At 47.6% G+C, this 17422-nt stretch carries 11 protein-coding genes; 7 read left to right on the top strand and 4 right to left on the bottom strand.

Annotated elements, in window-relative coordinates; translation table 11 throughout:
• Positions 1-115: 115 nt before the first annotated feature.
• Complete coding sequence (locus tag DXT99_RS22020; RefSeq protein WP_115567761.1) at positions 116-1231, top strand: TlpA disulfide reductase family protein; 1116 nt, start codon at positions 116-118, stop codon at positions 1229-1231.
• Between the two features lie 226 nt (positions 1232-1457).
• Here DXT99_RS22020 and DXT99_RS22015 read toward each other — a convergent pair whose 3' ends face one another.
• Complete coding sequence (locus tag DXT99_RS22015; protein WP_115567760.1) at positions 1458-2603, bottom strand: Gfo/Idh/MocA family protein; 1146 nt, start codon at positions 2601-2603, stop codon at positions 1458-1460.
• 673 nt (positions 2604-3276) lie between these two features.
• Between DXT99_RS22015 and DXT99_RS22010 the strand changes: the two genes are divergently transcribed.
• A complete protein-coding gene (locus DXT99_RS22010) occupies positions 3277-4848 on the top strand; it encodes a bifunctional aminoglycoside phosphotransferase/ATP-binding protein (RefSeq protein ID WP_115567759.1) in 1572 nt (523 codons plus the stop codon).
• Between the two features lie 150 nt (positions 4849-4998).
• Here DXT99_RS22010 and DXT99_RS22005 read toward each other — a convergent pair whose 3' ends face one another.
• Both DXT99_RS22005 and DXT99_RS22000 read right to left on the bottom strand, forming a co-directional pair.
• Positions 4999-5400 (bottom strand): hypothetical protein, encoded by a 402-nt coding sequence (locus DXT99_RS22005; protein ID WP_147294275.1) that lies wholly within the window; start codon positions 5398-5400, stop codon positions 4999-5001.
• Positions 5401-5541: 141 nt separating this feature from the next.
• Positions 5542-6039, bottom strand: coding sequence for a hypothetical protein (locus DXT99_RS22000; protein ID WP_115567757.1), 498 nt, complete (start codon positions 6037-6039; stop codon positions 5542-5544).
• A gap of 409 nt (positions 6040-6448) precedes the next feature.
• Between DXT99_RS22000 and DXT99_RS21995 the strand changes: the two genes are divergently transcribed.
• From DXT99_RS21995 to DXT99_RS21975, 5 genes are all read left to right on the top strand, one after another.
• Positions 6449-6901 carry a hypothetical protein gene (locus DXT99_RS21995; RefSeq protein ID WP_147294274.1) on the top strand — a complete coding sequence of 151 codons (453 nt, stop codon included), beginning with the start codon at positions 6449-6451 and terminating at the stop codon, positions 6899-6901.
• A 431-nt stretch (positions 6902-7332) separates the two neighbouring features.
• A complete protein-coding gene (locus DXT99_RS21990; protein ID WP_115567755.1) occupies positions 7333-8763 on the top strand; it encodes a TolC family protein in 1431 nt (476 codons plus the stop codon).
• 39 nt (positions 8764-8802) lie between these two features.
• The gene (locus tag DXT99_RS21985; protein ID WP_115567754.1) at positions 8803-10008 is read left to right on the top strand and encodes an efflux RND transporter periplasmic adaptor subunit; all 1206 of its coding nucleotides are present in this window, start codon (positions 8803-8805) and stop codon (positions 10006-10008) included.
• 5 nt (positions 10009-10013) lie between these two features.
• The gene (locus tag DXT99_RS21980; protein WP_115567753.1) at positions 10014-13136 is read left to right on the top strand and encodes an efflux RND transporter permease subunit; all 3123 of its coding nucleotides are present in this window, start codon (positions 10014-10016) and stop codon (positions 13134-13136) included.
• A gap of 489 nt (positions 13137-13625) precedes the next feature.
• On the top strand, positions 13626-14813 hold the full coding sequence (locus DXT99_RS21975; RefSeq protein WP_115567752.1) for a glucuronyl esterase domain-containing protein: 1188 nt from the start codon (positions 13626-13628) through the stop codon (positions 14811-14813).
• Positions 14814-14897: 84 nt separating this feature from the next.
• Here DXT99_RS21975 and DXT99_RS21970 read toward each other — a convergent pair whose 3' ends face one another.
• Positions 14898-17363 (bottom strand): outer membrane beta-barrel family protein, encoded by a 2466-nt coding sequence (locus tag DXT99_RS21970; protein WP_115567751.1) that lies wholly within the window; start codon positions 17361-17363, stop codon positions 14898-14900.
• Between the last annotated feature and the right edge of the window lie 59 nt (positions 17364-17422).

Below are 17422 nucleotides of genomic sequence, written 5' to 3'. Positions count from 1 at the left end.
TATGAACAAGAAGGGGTATAATTGCTAAACGACATATGAAGTATTGCTTGTTTTAATTCCTGTTATTTTTCTCTCAAAATGTAAAGCAGATGCTTTGCTGTAACCAAACAAAACCATGAAGACACTTTCTCAAAAAGCTTTTCAATTTCTGTTATTAGCAGCGGTAGTTTTTGCTCCACTGTGTTGTTTCGGGCAAAGCCTGTCTGTCGAGGGTAAGATAGACGGTATTGGCAACAAGAAGGTGTATCTCTTTGTGAGAGACGCGCATAATCAGGACATACTACTGGACTCTACTGTGTCTGCAAAGGACAAGTTTGCCTTTACTCATGAGCCTGGAGAGCTTAATTATTATACTGTAACTGTTGACAGTGTGCCTGGAGGTATATTATTCTTCCTGGACAGCAACGTGCAAATAGAGGGAGACAGTAAGGCAATATGGGAGTCATCTGTGACGGGTTCACGTTTAACAGATGAATTCAAAGTTTATGACAAACAATTTATTATACCTGCGAGGCAGAGGCTATTTGCCCTATCCGACAGCATGCAGGCCCCAAACCTGGACCCAAGCAGGAGAGTAGAGCTTGAAAAGCAGCAGCAGGAGATTATGGACGCGGAGCGTCTTCGGTCAGAAAAGTATATTAAAGAACATCCTGATTCGTATTTAAGCCTGTTTAAATTGCAGATTTTTGGAAAAGAAAAGAAAAGGCAGCTGCTGGATATCCTTGGCGAGGAGCTTCAGGAACATTCCATTGCGAAGGCTATTCGGGAAGAAGCCCAGCTTGAGGCCTCTGTGAGTGCAGGCAAACCTGCGCCAGGCTTCACTGTTCAGGACATGAAAGGCAATGCAGTTTCGCTCTCGGATTACAGAGGGCAATATGTGCTGCTTGATTTCTGGGGCTCATGGTGTGGCCCGTGCATCAAACTAATACCCGAGACGAAGGCAGCATATGAAAAGTACAAGGGCAAAAAGGTGCAGTTCATGGGCATTGCCTATGACGAGGAAAAGGACAGGGCTAAGCTCAGCGGGATGATAGAAAAGCACGGAATGGCGTGGCCGCAAATTTTCCAAAATATGTCTGACGAAAGCAAAAAGGGTGTCGTTCGAAGCTACAGAGTTACTTCCTTCCCTTCCGTCATATTGATTAACCCACAGGGCAACATTGTTTACAGGGGAATAGGTCAGGACGGTCTGGTAGGGGCATTAAAGGTGCTGGACAAAGAAATTAACTGAACTGTTGAAGATTAATGGATGAAGAAAGTTGCCTTAACTTTTCCTATACCTACTTTATAAGCTGACACAGTGGAAAGCCTTTATCATACTATGTCGCATTACATAATAAGGCCCATTGAGATAGTTCCCGGAGAAGCTTAGGCGGTTATTTAAAGAGGGTACCCAGAATGGATACCCTCTTCTAACTTTTAGCAAAAAAGATTCTTATTCAACAATGTTTCCCGAACTAAACTGCTACCCATCCGCGCTTGCGATTCGATTCCAGAATCCGCTCGCAGATTAGTAGCTCGCGGTAACCGTCTGCAAATGTTGGGAAGGTTGGATTTTCGGGCTGCCTGCCCGCTTCGATAGCGGCATACACTTCTTTGAACATTTGCTTCGAGGTATCCGGGAATCCTTCGTTGTGGCCACCAGGAAAAGTTATTAGCGAGCGCACTTCCGGGTGCACCAGCGACGGGTCGCGCAGGAGTACCTGGTTTGCGCCGTCGCGGTTGCCCACCCACATTTCGTTGGGCGACTCCGAATTCCAGGCATACGTTTGCTTTGAACCGGAAATCTCCAGCTTCATTTGGTTTTTACGGCCAGCAGATACCTGCGATACGGTGATAACTCCGCTATTCCCATTATCGAAGCGAAGTAAAACGTTGGCGTGGTCTTCGGTGGTAATATCCATATCAGCATAATCCTCGGGAGTGAGCAACTTGCCGGAGTAAGTTTCCACAGGCTTCAGGGGCTTCTTGCGGGTTTTGTGGATGGTGTTGAAATCAGCCATTACCGAAGTGGTCTTAAGGCCGGTGATGTATTCGAGAACATCCATCAGGTGCGAGCCAATGTCAGCGATTGCGCGGGAATCCCCGGACTTGTCAGGTTCTAAGCGCCAGTTATAATCGGTGTTATAGAACAACCAATCCTGCAGATACGACCCGATAAAAGAATAAATTTCACCCAGTTCTCCTTTCTCACGCATGGTTTTCATCTGTCGCACCAGCGGGTAGTATCTCAGGTTGAAGTGTACGGCATTTACCAGGCCGGATTCGGCGGCTATACGTACCAGTTCTTCCGCCTCTTCTAAGTTTTTGGCTAACGGTTTTTCGCACACCACGTGCTTGCCCGCCTGTAAGGCCGCCTTCGATTGAGAATAATGCAGGAAATTAGGGGTGCAGATATGAATGCTTGTAATATCGTCCTGTTTCAACAGGTTCTCGAAAGTATAGGAGCGCTCAATACCAAGTCCGGCAGCCTTTTCTTTGGCCATATCCTCGGTTAACTCACAGAGGGCGGCTACTTCTACGTTTGGGAGCCGCCGAAGCGCTTCTATATGAGCGGGGCCTATAAAGCCCGTGCCTACGACACCTACTTTAATTTTCTTCATTATCTGGGTTTATTTATTTGTTTTAGATGATTTAGGAAGAAAATTATAGAAAACTATCTGTTTTTAATAGCTTTTTTTGCAAAAATGCGATCGGTGGTGCGTTGTTGTGCTACTGTTGCTGCGCTAATTACAATACGCTATGGCTATACCGGATTCCGGAGTTTCACTCTTATCTCCTAAAATCAAATGAAGATCCAGTTTATGTATGGTTGTTGTTTCATCTGTAACTGAGCACAGTTACTGTGAGGATTGTTTGATTATAAATCTGATTTTCGGTCAAACCTAAAATCAGTAGAAGAGGGGGGAAGAAGTGTGTTAGAACAGGATGAACTATACAGGTGTAATGCTCCTACTGATAATACTCGTAAGCAGCAAACTTACGTTTCGGGATAGCAGGTTGTCCTTCTGAATCTTTAGGCTAACGCTGTATTGTAGTTGTACTAATCTTAATTGATTTGGCTCAAGTATTTCAGGTATAATAAAGTAAAGTGTTCTGATTAAAGTACTACTATTCCTGATTGCTGTTATTCTCAGTACTTCCTAAGGAGCGTATTTGCTATTACTGGCAATGTCGTTTTCTGTCGCTGGTTTGAGCTGAGCCTATAGCATCGTTGGCAGGGGAGACAGGTACGTACAAGCTTTTAATCAGCCTGATGGCTTAACAGATAAACCAATGGTAGAACTTATTGAGTTTTTGCGTAACCCTTCGTCTTTTCCGCACCACCCTCCACATGTGGAGATCCGGCAAACACATGCTTCTGTGCTGGCGATAGCACCTCCTTTTGTGTATAAAGTTAAAAAACGGGTGAACTTAGGGTTTCTTGATTTTACCTTACTGGAGGAGCGAAAAAGGAACTGCGAGCGAGAACTTGAGTTGAACAGCCGTTTTTGTTCCGGCATTTACATAGCCGTACTTCCAATTGCCATGAAGGACGGGCAGCTGCTTTTCGGGACAGAAGGAGAACTGGTTGATTATGCCCTTCAGATGAAGCAGTTGCCGGATGGCTATTTTCTGAACCAGCTACTGCAGGCCGGTAAAGTTACCCTTGGTATGCTGGGTGCAGTCCTGGGAATTCTGAAAGATTTTTATGAGAAGTATTCTTCAGAATCCTCTATAGCACATTACGGCAACCTGGGGAAAATCAGGGAGGCAGTGGAAGAAAATATCGCCACACTAGAACAGCATACAGGCATTGCCGTGCACCCGGCCTCTCTGGAGGCCATCCGGCACTACTTCCAGCGTTTTTTTCAGGATAACCAGGGGTTGTTTTCTAAGCGTGTGGAGGAGCAAAGAATCCAGGATTGCCATGGCGATCTGCACCTGGAGCACATTCACATCCGGAAGGATAAAGTTTGTATCTACGACTGCATTGAGTTTAATGACAGTTTCCGCTACATAGATGTGGCCTCCGATATTGCTTTTCTGGCAATGGACTTTGACCATCATGATCGCCCTGATTTGTCAAAGTACGTTACTACTCGCATGGCCGAATTGCTGCATGACCCGGATATGCTATTGTTGGTCGATTTCTATAAATGTTACCGGGCCTGTGTTCGGGCCAAGGTAGAATGTATAAAAGCTAGTGAACAGGAGGTGTCGGTTGTGGAGCGGGAGGCCAGCAGGGAAGAGGCTAAGAGCTACGTGAGTCTTGCGCTACAGTATGCGCTTTTTGGTTCAGGACCTGCTGTGCTGATTGTGTGCGGCAGAAGTGGTTGTGGCAAAACGACCCTGGCTGAAAGTTTAGCCAAGCTATTAAACTGGAAATGTGTGAGCAGTGACGTATTGCGGAAAGAAACAGCAGGATTGCCCCTCTACCAACGTTCTGACCCGAAGATACGGCAAAGCTTATACTCCCTGCCAATTACCGATAAAGTATACCAAACGCTGCTGGAAGAAACACTTACCCGGGTAAAAGGCCTCCAGGGTGTAGTGATAGATGCAACTTTCGGTCTGGCGAAACACCGTGATCTGTTCGGGCAGGCATTAGCCAAAGCACGCGTTCCATATTACTTCTTAGAGATGAAGACCTCCGAAGCGGTGATGAAGAAAAGGCTGGCTGTAAGAAACATAATCAAACAGGTAGTTTCAGATGCACGGTTAGAAGATTTTAATTTGCTCAGGAGTATTTACCAGGAACCTGATGAACTACCTTCTGAGCACCTGTTTAAAATTAATGCTGATGCAGGTGTAGAGGTGACGCTTGCGCGTGTGCTTAAGAAGCTTTCAACTACATTGCTGCTATAGCCAAACAGTGCCATAGTGTATAGCGCGAAATGAGTGATTTCAGGTGCTGACAAAACTCATTTTAAATGTAATAGCAGCGCTATTGGGAGGAGAATATAGCCGCAGTCAGGCGCTGAAAGAACTTATTTTCAGCTTAACCCGCTGATTGTGTCAATTAGTTTCTTCTACCCATACTTGCCGGGCAACACCAAGACCCACTAAGTTTCCCTGGCCGCCGCCTCTCAGCTGGATCGCCACATTTTGCCCCTGTCGTAACTCGCTTAGGCTGATGGACTGCCCGTCTGGGCCTACAATCTGGGTGGTTGGCAGCACGAGCACATACGCCCGGTCAAAGCGGGAGTACTGGGAGGGAAAGCCTTCGACCTCCAGTATGACCTGCCCCTGGTCATAACGGCTCATAATAATACTTCCCCTAATATCCACCCTTTGAGGCGCCATTTTATTATTTGCGGTTGGTGCATTGGCGGTTCCAACTCGTGCGGTGCTGGTTTGGCAGCCGGTTATCCCTAGCGTAATCAGGAAGCAAAAGGCCAGAATGATTTGCTGTTTCATTTTAAATCCCATATGCTTCTCCTTTACATTTGTCGTTTTGTATGATGGGGGCAAACTGATGCAGGATATATTTGGTGAACTACTTTGCGGAGGGGGACAGTTGGTTTTTTTAACTTTCTCTATCTCCTTTAAAAGTGCCTCCTATTCAATCTTAGTTTTCAGGCTATCAAAGAATGACTTAAGAAAGCTTAAACTGCCGGTGTCCTGTTTCTCATAAAAGTATCTCCAGTTCACAAAGGCATTGTTGTTTTCTAAGAGATGATCCTCAAAGGCTTCTTCCGTGATGGTCAGGTCTGTCGTTACAAAGGCTTTTATCTCGTCTTGTAAAAATATGGGCAGCTGGTTGAAGAGAATCTTCAACTCATGCACATGCTTAGGAACTTCACCCTCTTGTTTGATCAGCACTTTCAAAGCCTGTTCTATCGCTAAGCTAAGAACAACTATCGCTGGTATAGTTTGTGAAGCTAATAAAGTGTTCGAGCCTAAGGCATCATTGTTATTCAGGTCAGTCAAATGGATTCCCTTTTCGGAGCCTGTTAACCTGCTTAAATTATTCAAGCCTTCATTTGCTTTCCGTTCTAGTTCCTGAAATGCAAATTCGAAAATTCTAACAGCATCCTTTTGAGCGTTAATGTCCATAACATGAGATTTTGATGGGCTTTCTTTTTCTTCCTACTCTTAGTCAGCTAGGCATAATCACAATGCCACCCGGACTCTTCCACTGACATCACCTCCAGCTTTACTGCACTATAGGTTTGCTTTGGGAGCGAGTTCGTATTTTACAGCAACCGGTGTTGAACATAAGATATGTCTTTTTATGCATACGCTTTCCATTGTTAAAGGCTCTGTTTTGCTGCACATAGTCTCTGTATGGGATATCAAGGCTAAAAAGATGTTTAAATAAAAATGGAATAAAAGGAGATGCGCCATCCTTATTTAAATGCTTTTATTGTTGTGGTTATAACTAAACTAATACGAAAATAGGTGTAGCAGATAAAAAAGATAAATTTATATATACTTTATAATATATATTGCGTATAGGATGTTCATGAAAAAGCTATTCCTTCTGCCCGTCCTGCTCTTCCTTCTCCTGGCCTCCTGCAAAGAAGAAGATGCGCCCACTCCTGATGTAAACCAGGTTCAACTGGAAGGCTCCTGGAGCACGGTTACCCAGGAACTCAAATATTATAATGCTTCGGGGCAACTGATGCATGCAGAGACAGATGAAAAGGTGACCACTTTTCATTTTAATGCGCCTGAGGTAACCACAACCTATAACACTGGAACCAGGACTACATGTACTTACACTTCTTTTCAAAAGAATGGAAATGATTACCTCCAGTTTTATCATAACGGCCGCTTACATGATTTTGAGATTACTTCCATTACAGGTTCCGCTATGTCGTGGCAGGTTCGTTTAGAGAAAGCGCAGTATGGTGCCGGCTCAACTATAAAAGAGGCAGATCATGTTATTGTCACCATTGGCTTGTCTAAGCGGTAGCAAAAACACAGCACCTTTGCAAAATCATAAACAGTTCTACTGCCTGGGGAGGCCAAGGTAAAGGCCCCCTCAGGCCATCATTTCAGCAACACTGCCTTCTGCCGCACTCCCGCTTCTGCAAAGTAATTCGTTCAGTCATAGCCCTAACTCCTACAAACTGAACAGCTTCCTGAGCTCTCCCACTAATGTGTAGTCACTCATGCAGACTTTATTGCCTGTTCTGTAGCAATTGATTTAGGTGAGCACTGCTCCAGTCCACTAAATTCCTTACCGTTTTAAATCTTCAGTACTTCCCTAAACTAGAAAGGAGGAAAATCATCTTAGGTCAAGTATAACCTTATATAGCTACTATTGGTTATATAGTCTAGGCCAACACATTTAAAATCAATCAACAAGACCAATTCATATTTTTTAATGAAATGTAAAAAATATTGAAAAAAGGCATTTTTATAAGCACCTCCACCAAAGCACCGGTATGTTCTATACCTGGTATGTCGCTTCTTTGCTGCTTTACTATCTGCTGGCTAATGGGGTGTTCCCGCAAGGTTGCCGAAGTCAACCTGCCCTATGAAACTTTACAGACTTTTTCCCTGCCTGGCGAAACGGAGGCGCCGGACCAATGGTGGCAGGCCTTTGAAGATCCGGAACTCAATCTATTGGTAGACTCCGCATTAGCTTCCACTTTACCATTGAATGCTTTCTGGTACCAGTTTCAGGAGGCCCGGGCACTGGTGAATATAGCGTCATCAGCCAGGGTGCCTGACGTGTTTCTACAGCTACAAAGCGGGATAAGCCGGCCTGAACCTGATTTTGTAGGGGGGGAGAATACACAGCTTTCCCTGCGGGCAAATTACGAAGCAGATCTTTGGGGCCGGATTAGGTATAGCATACATGCTGAAGAGTATAGGTTCAAAGCCAGTTTTTATGATTACAAAACAGCGGCAGTCACGCTGACAGGTGAAGTTGCTTTGGCATGGTTCAGGCTAAAAGCCACCAATATTCAGCTTCAACTGCTGGGCGAACAGATAGAAACCAATGAACAGGTGCTGGCGCTTATTCGGAACAGGTTTGCCAGCGGGCAGGTAAGGGGTGTCGATATTCTGCGGCAGCAGCAGCTCATAGAAAGCACTGTACAGCAACAGATAGCGCTGGAGTTGCAAAAGGAAATGCTTGAAAACCAGCTCTCCATCCTGCTCGGTCAGCCGCCCGGTGAGCTGCTGGAGGCCCCTGCCCAACTACCCGATTTACCGCCATTACCCCTGACCGGTGTGCCGTTACAGCTTGTCAACCGAAGGCCTGATGTACTAAGCTCGTTTTACAGGCTACAGGCAGCCGATAGGGAAGTGGCTGCCGCCATCAGCAACAGATATCCGCGGCTAAACCTCTCGCTCAATGCAGCCCTCCGATCAAATACGCTGATAGGATTGTTCGAGTCACAAGCTATTTCGCTTGGCAGCAGCTTGCTGGCACCCGTTTTTTACGGAGGCAGGTTAAGGGCACAGGTAAACCAGGCAGAGGCTATCCGGCAGCAATTGCGATACGATTACGGGCAGACGGTGCTCCTCGCTTTCCAGGAAATTGAAAATGCTCTGATTCAGGAAACAAAGCAGCTCGAAAGGGTAGAAGTGATTCAGAACCAGGTGGAGCTGGCAGAGAAAACTTTTGGCCAGCTAAGGGTGGAATACCTCAACGGGTCACTCGCCTACCTCGATGTGCTGGTGACCCTGAATCAGCAACAACAGCTTCAAAGGGATCTCATCAATGCAGAACTGGAGCTGCTGGAAATAAGGATAGCCTTGTACCGGGCGCTGGCAGGTGGCTTTGAAACAGAAAGAGAGCCTATGCTGGAGGAAGAACCGTAAAATCACTAGCACAGGCTTAAGTCTAATTTATTTATGTAGATGACAAAAAAGAAAACGTTCATCATCAGTGGAGCTATACTTCTGGTAAGTGTTGCCATTACCTTGCTTGTATTTATGACAGCACCGGAAGCGCAGCGTGAAGGAGCAGCTAAAAGGACTGCCATGCTGGTGGACGTGGTGCAGGTGAACAGAGGCAACTATACCCCTACAGTGGTTGCGACAGGAACCGTGCAGGCGGCAAAAGACATTACATTAAGTACACAGGTAGGAGGGGAGGTGGTAAGCATTTCAGAAAACTTTATCCCGGGTTCTTTTGTGAAAAAAGGCGAAGTACTGCTCCAGATAAACCCTGCTGATTATAGAAACACCCTGCAACTGAGAATGAGTGATCTGCAATTGGCCAAAGCAGATTTAAGTGTTGAGATGGGGCGGCAGGATGTTGCCCGGAAGGATTATGAGCTGATTGGAGAAGAACTCTCCGGTGAAAACCAGGACCTCGTGCTCCGCAGGCCCCAACTGGAATCTGCCAGGGCTACTGTTGCTGCGGCAGAGGCTGCCGTACAGCAAGCCCGGCTTAACCTGCAGCGCACAACCATCAGGGCTCCGTTTGATGCCCACATCATCAGTAGAAATGCCAATGTAGGCTCTCAGCTGGCACCGGGAACAGAGCTGGGGCAATTAGTGGGAATGGACGAGTACTGGGTAGCCGCCAATGTTCCCGTTGCCAAAGTAAACTGGCTCACTTTTGCGGAAGCAGAGGCCAATTCCGGCTCGGATGTGAAGATCATAAATGCCAGCAGCTGGCCGGAGGGCCAGTATAGGGAGGGCAGGTTGTTCCGGTTAGTGGGAGCGCTTGATGTGCAGACGCGAATGGCGAGGGTGCTGGTGTCGGTTCCGGATCCGCTGGTACGTAAAACAGAACGGGATACGATACCACCGCTCATGATTGGCACCTTCGTGGAAGCCCATATTCAGGCCAGGGAGATACCGGATGTCATCCGGCTTAACCGCGACTACCTCCGGCAGGGCGAAACCGTTTGGGTCATGGACGAGGGAAAGCTGCGTATCCGGGAGGTGGACATCCTGTTTGAGGATGCCGATTATGCCTATATCAGGAAAGGCCTTTCCGATGATGATAAAGTTGTAACGACAGACCTGTCCACAGTAGTGGAGGGCTCTGGTTTACGTACAGAGGGAGAGGAGTCTCCGCAGGACACGACGGAAAATGAAGAGGTTCAGGAATAAAGCTTATGGAGGAATCAAAAGAACCGGCTGAAGAAACGCACAAAGGTGCCATCGCATTCATGGCACGCAACCCCATTATTACGACTCTCCTAATGTTTATACTGATAGGGGGCGGATTCTGGACCATGTACAACATCCAGAAAGAGGTATTCCCACAATTCCAGCTGGATTATGTGCAGATAAGCGTGGTATATCCCGGGGCTGCACCAACTGAAACAGAGCAGGGGATTGTGCTTCCTGTTGAAGAAGCCATCAAAGGTGTGCAGGGGATAAAGGAGGTCACCTCCGTCGCCAACGAAGGCTCCGGAAATGTGACGGTAGAGCTGGTGCCGGGTACCGACAGGATGAAAGCATTTCAGGATATTGACCAGGCTGTAAGCCGGATACAGACTTTTCCGGATGATATAGAACAGCCGCAGGTTGTCTTGCAGGATCGGCAGCAGGATGTGATGCAAATAGGCTTGTTCGGGGACGTAGAGGTATGGACACTTCGCATACTAGCAGAAAGATTACGCAACCAGCTTCTGGCCAACGATGAAATTACGCAGGTAGAGATCGGAAACGTTCCCGACTTTATCACCCATGTGGAAATCCCCGAGCACCGCCTGCGGGAATATAATCTGACGCTGGGCCAGATAGCCAACATTATCCGTCAGTCGAGCCAGGATGTGCCCGCCGGCTCTATAGAAACGCAGGCCGGAGAGATATTGCTGAGAATGGAGGAGCGCAAGCTCTGGGCAGAAGAGTATAGCAACATCGACATCATTTCCTCGGAATCGGGCGCCACCGTGAAACTGGGCGATATAGCCACCATTACCGATGGATTCGAGGAAACAGGATTTCACGGGCAGTTTAACCAGCAGAACACCGTGGATCTGGAAGTCTTCCGGATAGGCCAACAATCCCCGCTGGAAATTGAAGATATTGTAAAGGAAATTCTGGCAGACTACGAGAAATCCCTTCCACCCGGTGTAAGCGTTAGGATTGATAGTAACAGGGCAGAAGATTTCAGGGAGCGTTTGTCGCTTTTAACAGAGAACGGTTTACTTGCCATCGTGATCGTAATGGTGATCCTCGGGCTTTTTCTGGAATACCGGCTGGCATTCTGGGTGATGATGGGAATGATTATTTCTTTTGTTGGGGCGATGGTGTTTCTACCGCTGGTGGACATCAGCATTAACATGATTTCCATGTTTGGGTTCCTGATTGTGATGGGTATAGTGGTGGATGACGCCATTGTGGTGGGTGAGAACATTTATGAGTATCGCCAGAAGGGTTACAGCTTTATGGATGCGGCCATACTGGGTGCCAAAGACGTTTCTAAACCCGTTGTTTTCAGTATTCTGACTACTATTATCGCTTTTGTGCCACTCCTGTTTATTCCCGGGGAGACCGGTAAATACTGGTGGCCCTTACCGATGGTTGTTATTGTGGTGCTGGTAGTTTCGCTTTTTGAGGCGCTGTTCATACTTCCCTCTCATGTGGCGCACAAGCCAAAGAAGAACTCGTCTAAGGCAGTGCGGAAGCTGGAGGGCTGGCAAAAGTCCATTGCGGAGGCTTTCAATCGCTTTGTCCACCGCTTCTACCGCCCTTTCCTGGATCTTTGCCTGCGTAACCGGTACATCACCCTGAGTACGGCAATGGCCTTGTTGCTTTTAGTAGGGGGCTTTGGATACAGCGATCACATGGGCATGGTCCTGATGCCCGAAGTAGCTGCCGATGAAATAGAGGCCGCAGTAAGATTGCCTGTGGGCACCACCACCGAGCAGGCCGCTAAAGTAGCCACGGAAATCACTAACTCCACGCAGCGCATGTTCGAGGAGCACAATCTGTATGAAGTAGCCGAAGGTATCAAAACCAATGTACGCGGAAAGGATTTCATTGATGTGGAGGTAGTGATGAAACCGCCTGATGAAAGGGACATGAGCGCCAAAGAGCTCATTGCCTTGTGGCGTGATGAAATAGGTGACATTGAGGGGGTGGATCAGATTACTTTTGAGGCGGAAAGGGGACCCGGAGGTGCCCGGCAGGACATTAGTGTGGACCTGAGCCATACCGATATTAAAGTGCTGGAGCGGGCGAGTCAGGCATTTGTGGAACGGGTAAAGTCTTTTGAAGAGACCCGGGATGTGAGTGACAATTTTAACATGGGAAAAGTGCAGATGGGTTTTGAGTTGTTACCGGAAGGCAGAAGCCTGGGCCTAACACCCTCCGCTGTAGGGCAGCAGGTGCGGGACGCGTTTTTCGGAGCTTTGGCCATGCGCCAATTGCGTGGCATCAACGAAACAGAGATCCGCGTGAAGCTGCCTAGGGAAGAGCGGAAGGACATGAATAACTTGGAAGAGTTTATCGTCCGGGCACCTGATGGCACGGCTGTACCCTTGCTTAACGTCGTGAAGGTAGCTGAAGGGGAAACGTTTACTAATATCAACAGGAGGGACGGACGCAGGGTGGTGAATGTAGGGATGGATGTAGAGCCGGCCAATGCCCAGACCCGTGTTTTAAAGTCGCTGAACGAAGAAATGCTGCCACAGCTAAAAGCGGATTTCCCGGGTATTACCTGGACCTTTGAGGGCAGCCAGGCAGAGATGCGGGAATCCACGCAGGCGCTGTGGTCAGGTTTTATCATTGCCATGCTCCTTATTTACGCCTTGTTGGCGGTGGCGTTAAACAGCTACATCCAGCCTATTATTGTTATGCTGGCTATTCCCTTTGGCGTGGTAGGAGCGGTGATAGGCCATATCTTACTGGGGTATGACCTTTCTCTGGTGAGCCTGATGGGCATCATCGCACTCTCAGGGGTGGTGGTGAACGATTCGCTGATCATGATCGATTATGCCAACAAACACAGGGGAGAACTCTCTGCTTATGATGCCATCCACGAAGCAGGCATCAGGAGATTCAGACCAATCATCCTCACTACCCTTACTACCTTCGGCGGACTGACACCCATCATCCTGGAAACATCCAGACAAGCTTACCAGCTTATCCCAATGGCTATTTCGCTCGGTTTCGGGATTATTTTCGCCACAGCCATTATTTTAGTGATTGTACCTTGCCTCTACATGATCCTGCATGATATCGTTGAAATGACCACGAGCAAGGAGAAAGTGTTAAAAGAAGCCTGAACAGAGAATAAGCTTCCGTGTGATTGTGGCAACGTCGCCTACTTCTATTACTTGTGAGCAGTTCAAAAGTATACTCCAAAAATTAGCTTAGTTGACAGCCTTAAGATCTGTAGGAGAAATAAAAATGTTATCTTACTAACTGATATTACGCAAGTAGTTTTTTGTCTCCTTTTAATGATAAGGCTGTTTCACTATCCGGTACTATCCCCTTGAGGGGATTATAGGGGTGTCCGTAACGGAGGCAGACGACTAGAAAAGTGGTTTTATAGCAATTTCTCTGCACATGTAAACACCCCTCTTGCTCCCCTCAAGGGGAGAATCGCCTAGAATTAAACACCCTTATTATCGAAGGGTACTTTTCCAGCTTAAGTAAATTTTTGCGTAACTTCAGTTGCTAATGGGATGAGGAGCAAGTGCTGCAGCTATCTCTTTCCCGTTGGTTGTTTCCAATTAACTCAGCTAACAGGTTCAACAGAAAAGTAAAGGCTTATGATAAAAGGAATAGTAATGTGCCTCGCGGTTTTGATTCTCTTCAACAAGGCACAAGCGCAGAATTACGATGAGTCTAAAGTGCCCGCCTATACTTTACCAGAAGTACTTGCATCGGCAGACGGAACTGTAGTAGACAATAAAGCAGCCTGGGAAAAAAAGAGAAGACCGGAAGTGCTGCGCCTTTTTGAAAACAATGTCTATGGGCAAATGCCCCAGGGGTATGACAGCATCGCCTTCACCCTTACCAATGATGTTGTAAATGCCATGGATGGACAGGCACATTTAAAAGAGGTAACCATTACTGTCTGGAGAAAGAACAAGTCAGCCGATATCAATCTTGTTCTTTTCGTGCCTACCAAACCTCAGAAACCGGTGCCGGCATTCCTGTTAATTAATAACCGCGACAAGAGCAACACCGATCCCTCAAGAACTACCAAAAGTGCGTTCTGGCCTGCAGAAATGGTTATTGACAGTGGGTATGCCGTAGCCGCTTTCCATGTCAGCGATGCAGCACCTGATAACAAAGATACCTACCAGGAGGGCGCGTTGCAGCTTTACCCTGAACAAGAGGGCGCTGACAACGGAACGAAAGCAATAGGTGCCTGGGCATGGGCCGCCAGCAGAGTGATGGATTATTTTCAGGAAGACAAGGATATAGATGCCCGGAGAGTTGCGGTTGTAGGGCACTCGCGTGGAGGGAAGGCCGCATTGTGGGCTGGTGCGCAGGATCAGCGCTTTGCCATGGTGTACTCCAACTGTTCCGGAAACACAGGGGCGGCCTTGTCCAGAAGAAGATTCGGTGAGACTGTGAAAGTCATCAATGACCAGTTCCCCCATTGGTTCGCGGACAATTACAAAAAGTATAATGAGAATGAAGCTGCCTTGCCGGTTGATCAGCATATGCTGCTTTCCCTCATTGCGCCAAGGCCCGTTTATGTTACCAGTGCCACGGAAGATCTTTGGGCCGACCCAAAGGGCTCATACCTTTCTCTGTTGCATGCCCAGAAGGCTTATAAACTATACAGAAGGCACTCAGCGCTTACTCCCGAACCTCCAGCAGTCAACAGCCCCATCATCAATTCTTACCTGGGTTACCACAACAGGGAAGGTGCTCATGATTTAACAAAGTATGACTGGGCAAACTTTATCCAATTCGCTAATTATCATGCTTCAGGTCAGCACTAACACCAGTGGCTGTAAAAGACCTACAACAATCCAAGCAAATTCTTAGCAGAGGAAGGGCGTGTCAAGAACATTAACGCAGCTGCCTTATTCGGGAGACAGGGTTTTGGGACTGCCGGTGGGGGCGGCCTGGTGCAGCCGGTAACTGAGCGTGAGGTTTACCTGCCTTCTCCGCCCCTGGTTTTTACTGCTGGTGTAAAAGGAAACTCCTTCAATACTTTCGCCTTGTTGCACAGACCGTGTGATGCGGGAGTTAAACAGGTCCAGGGCATTGAGGGTAATGGTGCCATTTCTGTTAAATATGTCTTTGCTGATACCCAGGTCAACATAGTACAGGGCTTTCTGAGTGCCTTGAGGTGTTTTCTGAGGCGCTTCGTAATTTGCCCGCACCTGTAAGTCAATAGCCTTGGGGAGCGTAAACCGGGACGTGTGGCGGGTAAACCAGCTGTAGGTATCGGTGCTGAAGTTTTCCTCAAAATTACTGCCGTCGATGATCGCCCGGAAGAAGTTAAAGCTGTGATCCATTTTCCACCAGGTGGCAGGCGTAAACGAACCAATCAACTCCAGGCCAAACGCGTCTTCTGCCTCCAGGTTTTCAGGCCGTAAAGTGGCGATTCCTTCGTTGTTCACCCGTCGTATGGTTGTTATTCTGCCCGTGGTATGCCGGTAAAACAAGGATGAGGACATAGACCCCTTTTCAAAATACTTGATGTGCCCAAAATCAAAGGCATTCGTAAACTCCGGGTTGAGGTTAGGGTTACCACCCATCACATTCCGGCTGTCGGACAAAGTAAAATAAGGGCTGAGGTCGAAATAAACCGGTCGGCGTACCCTGCGGCTATAGCTGATTTGCAGTGCATTTTCCTTTGGTAAGTTATATGTAAAATGTGCGCTCGGAAATAAATTGGTGTAGCGCCGCGGGTTCACTTCGTTTGTTTCCCGGAGTGTGGTCTTCACATCGGTGTGTTCGGCACGCAATCCCACCTGGTAAGAGACCTTCTTTGTTTTATTCCCCAGGATGCCATACAGGGCATTGATATTCTCATTATAAATAAAGTAGTTCTCCAGGCCCGGTAGCGGCGTTATTTCCCCTGCGGCATTCTGATCTCCTACCAGGTAATCGTTTACCATATCCCGGAAACTGCTCCTTAAGCCTGCCTCCAGTTTGCCGCCCTCGCCGATAGGCTGCACGTAATCCACCTGTGTCAGGTATTGTTTTTCATACTCGTCATTCAGCGAGCGCTGGTACAATGCTGTAGCGGGTTCGGGCGTACCGTCGGGGAAAAAGGTGTTTTGGGTGTATACCTGGTCAGAGTTTTCCCAGTAATCCAGGAACCTGAAATCAACATTAAGCTCTTGTCCTTCCCTGGCAAATGTTTTCTTGTAGCTGATGGCATACTCCGCATTCACCTCGTCCTCGTCTTCAACCTGTTGTCGGGCGGTATAGCTTTGGAGTTCCTGGCTGGCCAGGTAATCTTCGTAGCGGATGTTCCGGACGCGGTTGGCATCGCTCCTCCTGAACATATAGGAGGCGGTGAGGATACTTGTTTCAGTGAAAAAATAATCGAGTCCGCCCCGGATGTTGTTATTGAAGCCCTTCAGCCGGGTATCATGTTCCTGCCTTAAAATTGAAGTTGTATTGTTGCTAGTCAGTTCCTGGTAAAGGGAGCCCAGGCTGGGGGTAATGCGGTAAGCCAGGCCATAATTTAAAAAGAAGTTTATTTTTTTATGCCGGTAATTCACGTTGGCGGCTCCTCCGTAATTGGTAGGCTCACCGGCTATTACCTCGAAAGAACCGTTGAACCCACTTTTACGCTCTTTTTTTAACACAATGTTGATGATGCCGGACATGCCTTCGGCTTCGTAGCGGGCTGAGGGGTTGGTGATAATTTCTACTTTTTCGATCAGGCTTCCCTGCAATTGCTGCAGTCCGCTTCCTCCTTTAAAACTAACCAGTCCGGAGGGTTTTCCATCAATCAGGATGCGTACATTCCCGCTGCCGCGCAGTTTCACGTTTCCTTCGGCATCTACTGAAACGGATGGTATATTGCTTAAAATTTCGGTAGCCGAGCCGCCTGCGTTTGCCAAATCCTTCCCTACGTTAAATATCTTCTTGTCCAACGACAACTCCATGGTGCTTTTTTCGGCCTGCACCACCACCTCTTTCAAGGCGGTGGCTTCCGCTACTAATAGCTTCAATGTGCCCAAATGGTGAGTTGGGTTCTCAGGCGTAAGCGTAAACACTGTTGATTTCAAGGCTTTGTATCCCATGAAATCTATCAGGGCATAGTGCTCCCCAAGCGGAGCATCCAACGTAAACTGCCCTTCTTCATCTGTCATGTTTCCTGATATCAATCCATTGTCAACGCTTTTAAAAAGCCTCACATTGGCGTAAGGCAGCGGCAGTCCTGTTTGTGCATCCAGCACCTTGCCGCGTACGGCAGCTTTTCTGTTTACCTGCGCCAGGCTCAGCAGCGGAAACAACAGGAGAAGCAGGAAGGCAACAGCGGTATAACGCGTGCTGTTTTTTATGGAATAGAGAGCTCTTGTCATATGCTTAGCTGGATAAAGTACTAAAAGCAAGGGTGTTGCTGATGGGCATTAGCAATGGG

It is taken from the genome of Pontibacter diazotrophicus (assembly GCF_003367245.1).
Lineage (GTDB): Bacteria > Bacteroidota > Bacteroidia > Cytophagales > Hymenobacteraceae > Pontibacter > Pontibacter diazotrophicus.
Note: the sequence above shows the minus strand (reverse complement) of the source record. Positions and strands in the feature narration are given on the sequence as shown.

Coding starts and splice junctions, on each gene's coding strand:
- DXT99_RS22020 (WP_115567761.1), top strand. CDS start 116: ATGAAGACACTTTCTCAAAAAGCTTTTCAATTTCTGTTATTAGCAGCG.
- DXT99_RS22015 (WP_115567760.1), bottom strand. CDS start 2,603: ATGAAGAAAATTAAAGTAGGTGTCGTAGGCACGGGCTTTATAGGCCCC.
- DXT99_RS22010 (WP_115567759.1), top strand. CDS start 3,277: ATGGTAGAACTTATTGAGTTTTTGCGTAACCCTTCGTCTTTTCCGCAC.
- DXT99_RS22005 (WP_147294275.1), bottom strand. CDS start 5,400: ATGAAACAGCAAATCATTCTGGCCTTTTGCTTCCTGATTACGCTAGGG.
- DXT99_RS22000 (WP_115567757.1), bottom strand. CDS start 6,039: ATGGACATTAACGCTCAAAAGGATGCTGTTAGAATTTTCGAATTTGCA.
- DXT99_RS21995 (WP_147294274.1), top strand. CDS start 6,449: ATGAAAAAGCTATTCCTTCTGCCCGTCCTGCTCTTCCTTCTCCTGGCC.
- DXT99_RS21985 (WP_115567754.1), top strand. CDS start 8,803: ATGACAAAAAAGAAAACGTTCATCATCAGTGGAGCTATACTTCTGGTA.
- DXT99_RS21980 (WP_115567753.1), top strand. CDS start 10,014: ATGGAGGAATCAAAAGAACCGGCTGAAGAAACGCACAAAGGTGCCATC.
- DXT99_RS21975 (WP_115567752.1), top strand. CDS start 13,626: ATGATAAAAGGAATAGTAATGTGCCTCGCGGTTTTGATTCTCTTCAAC.
- DXT99_RS21970 (WP_115567751.1), bottom strand. CDS start 17,363: ATGACAAGAGCTCTCTATTCCATAAAAAACAGCACGCGTTATACCGCT.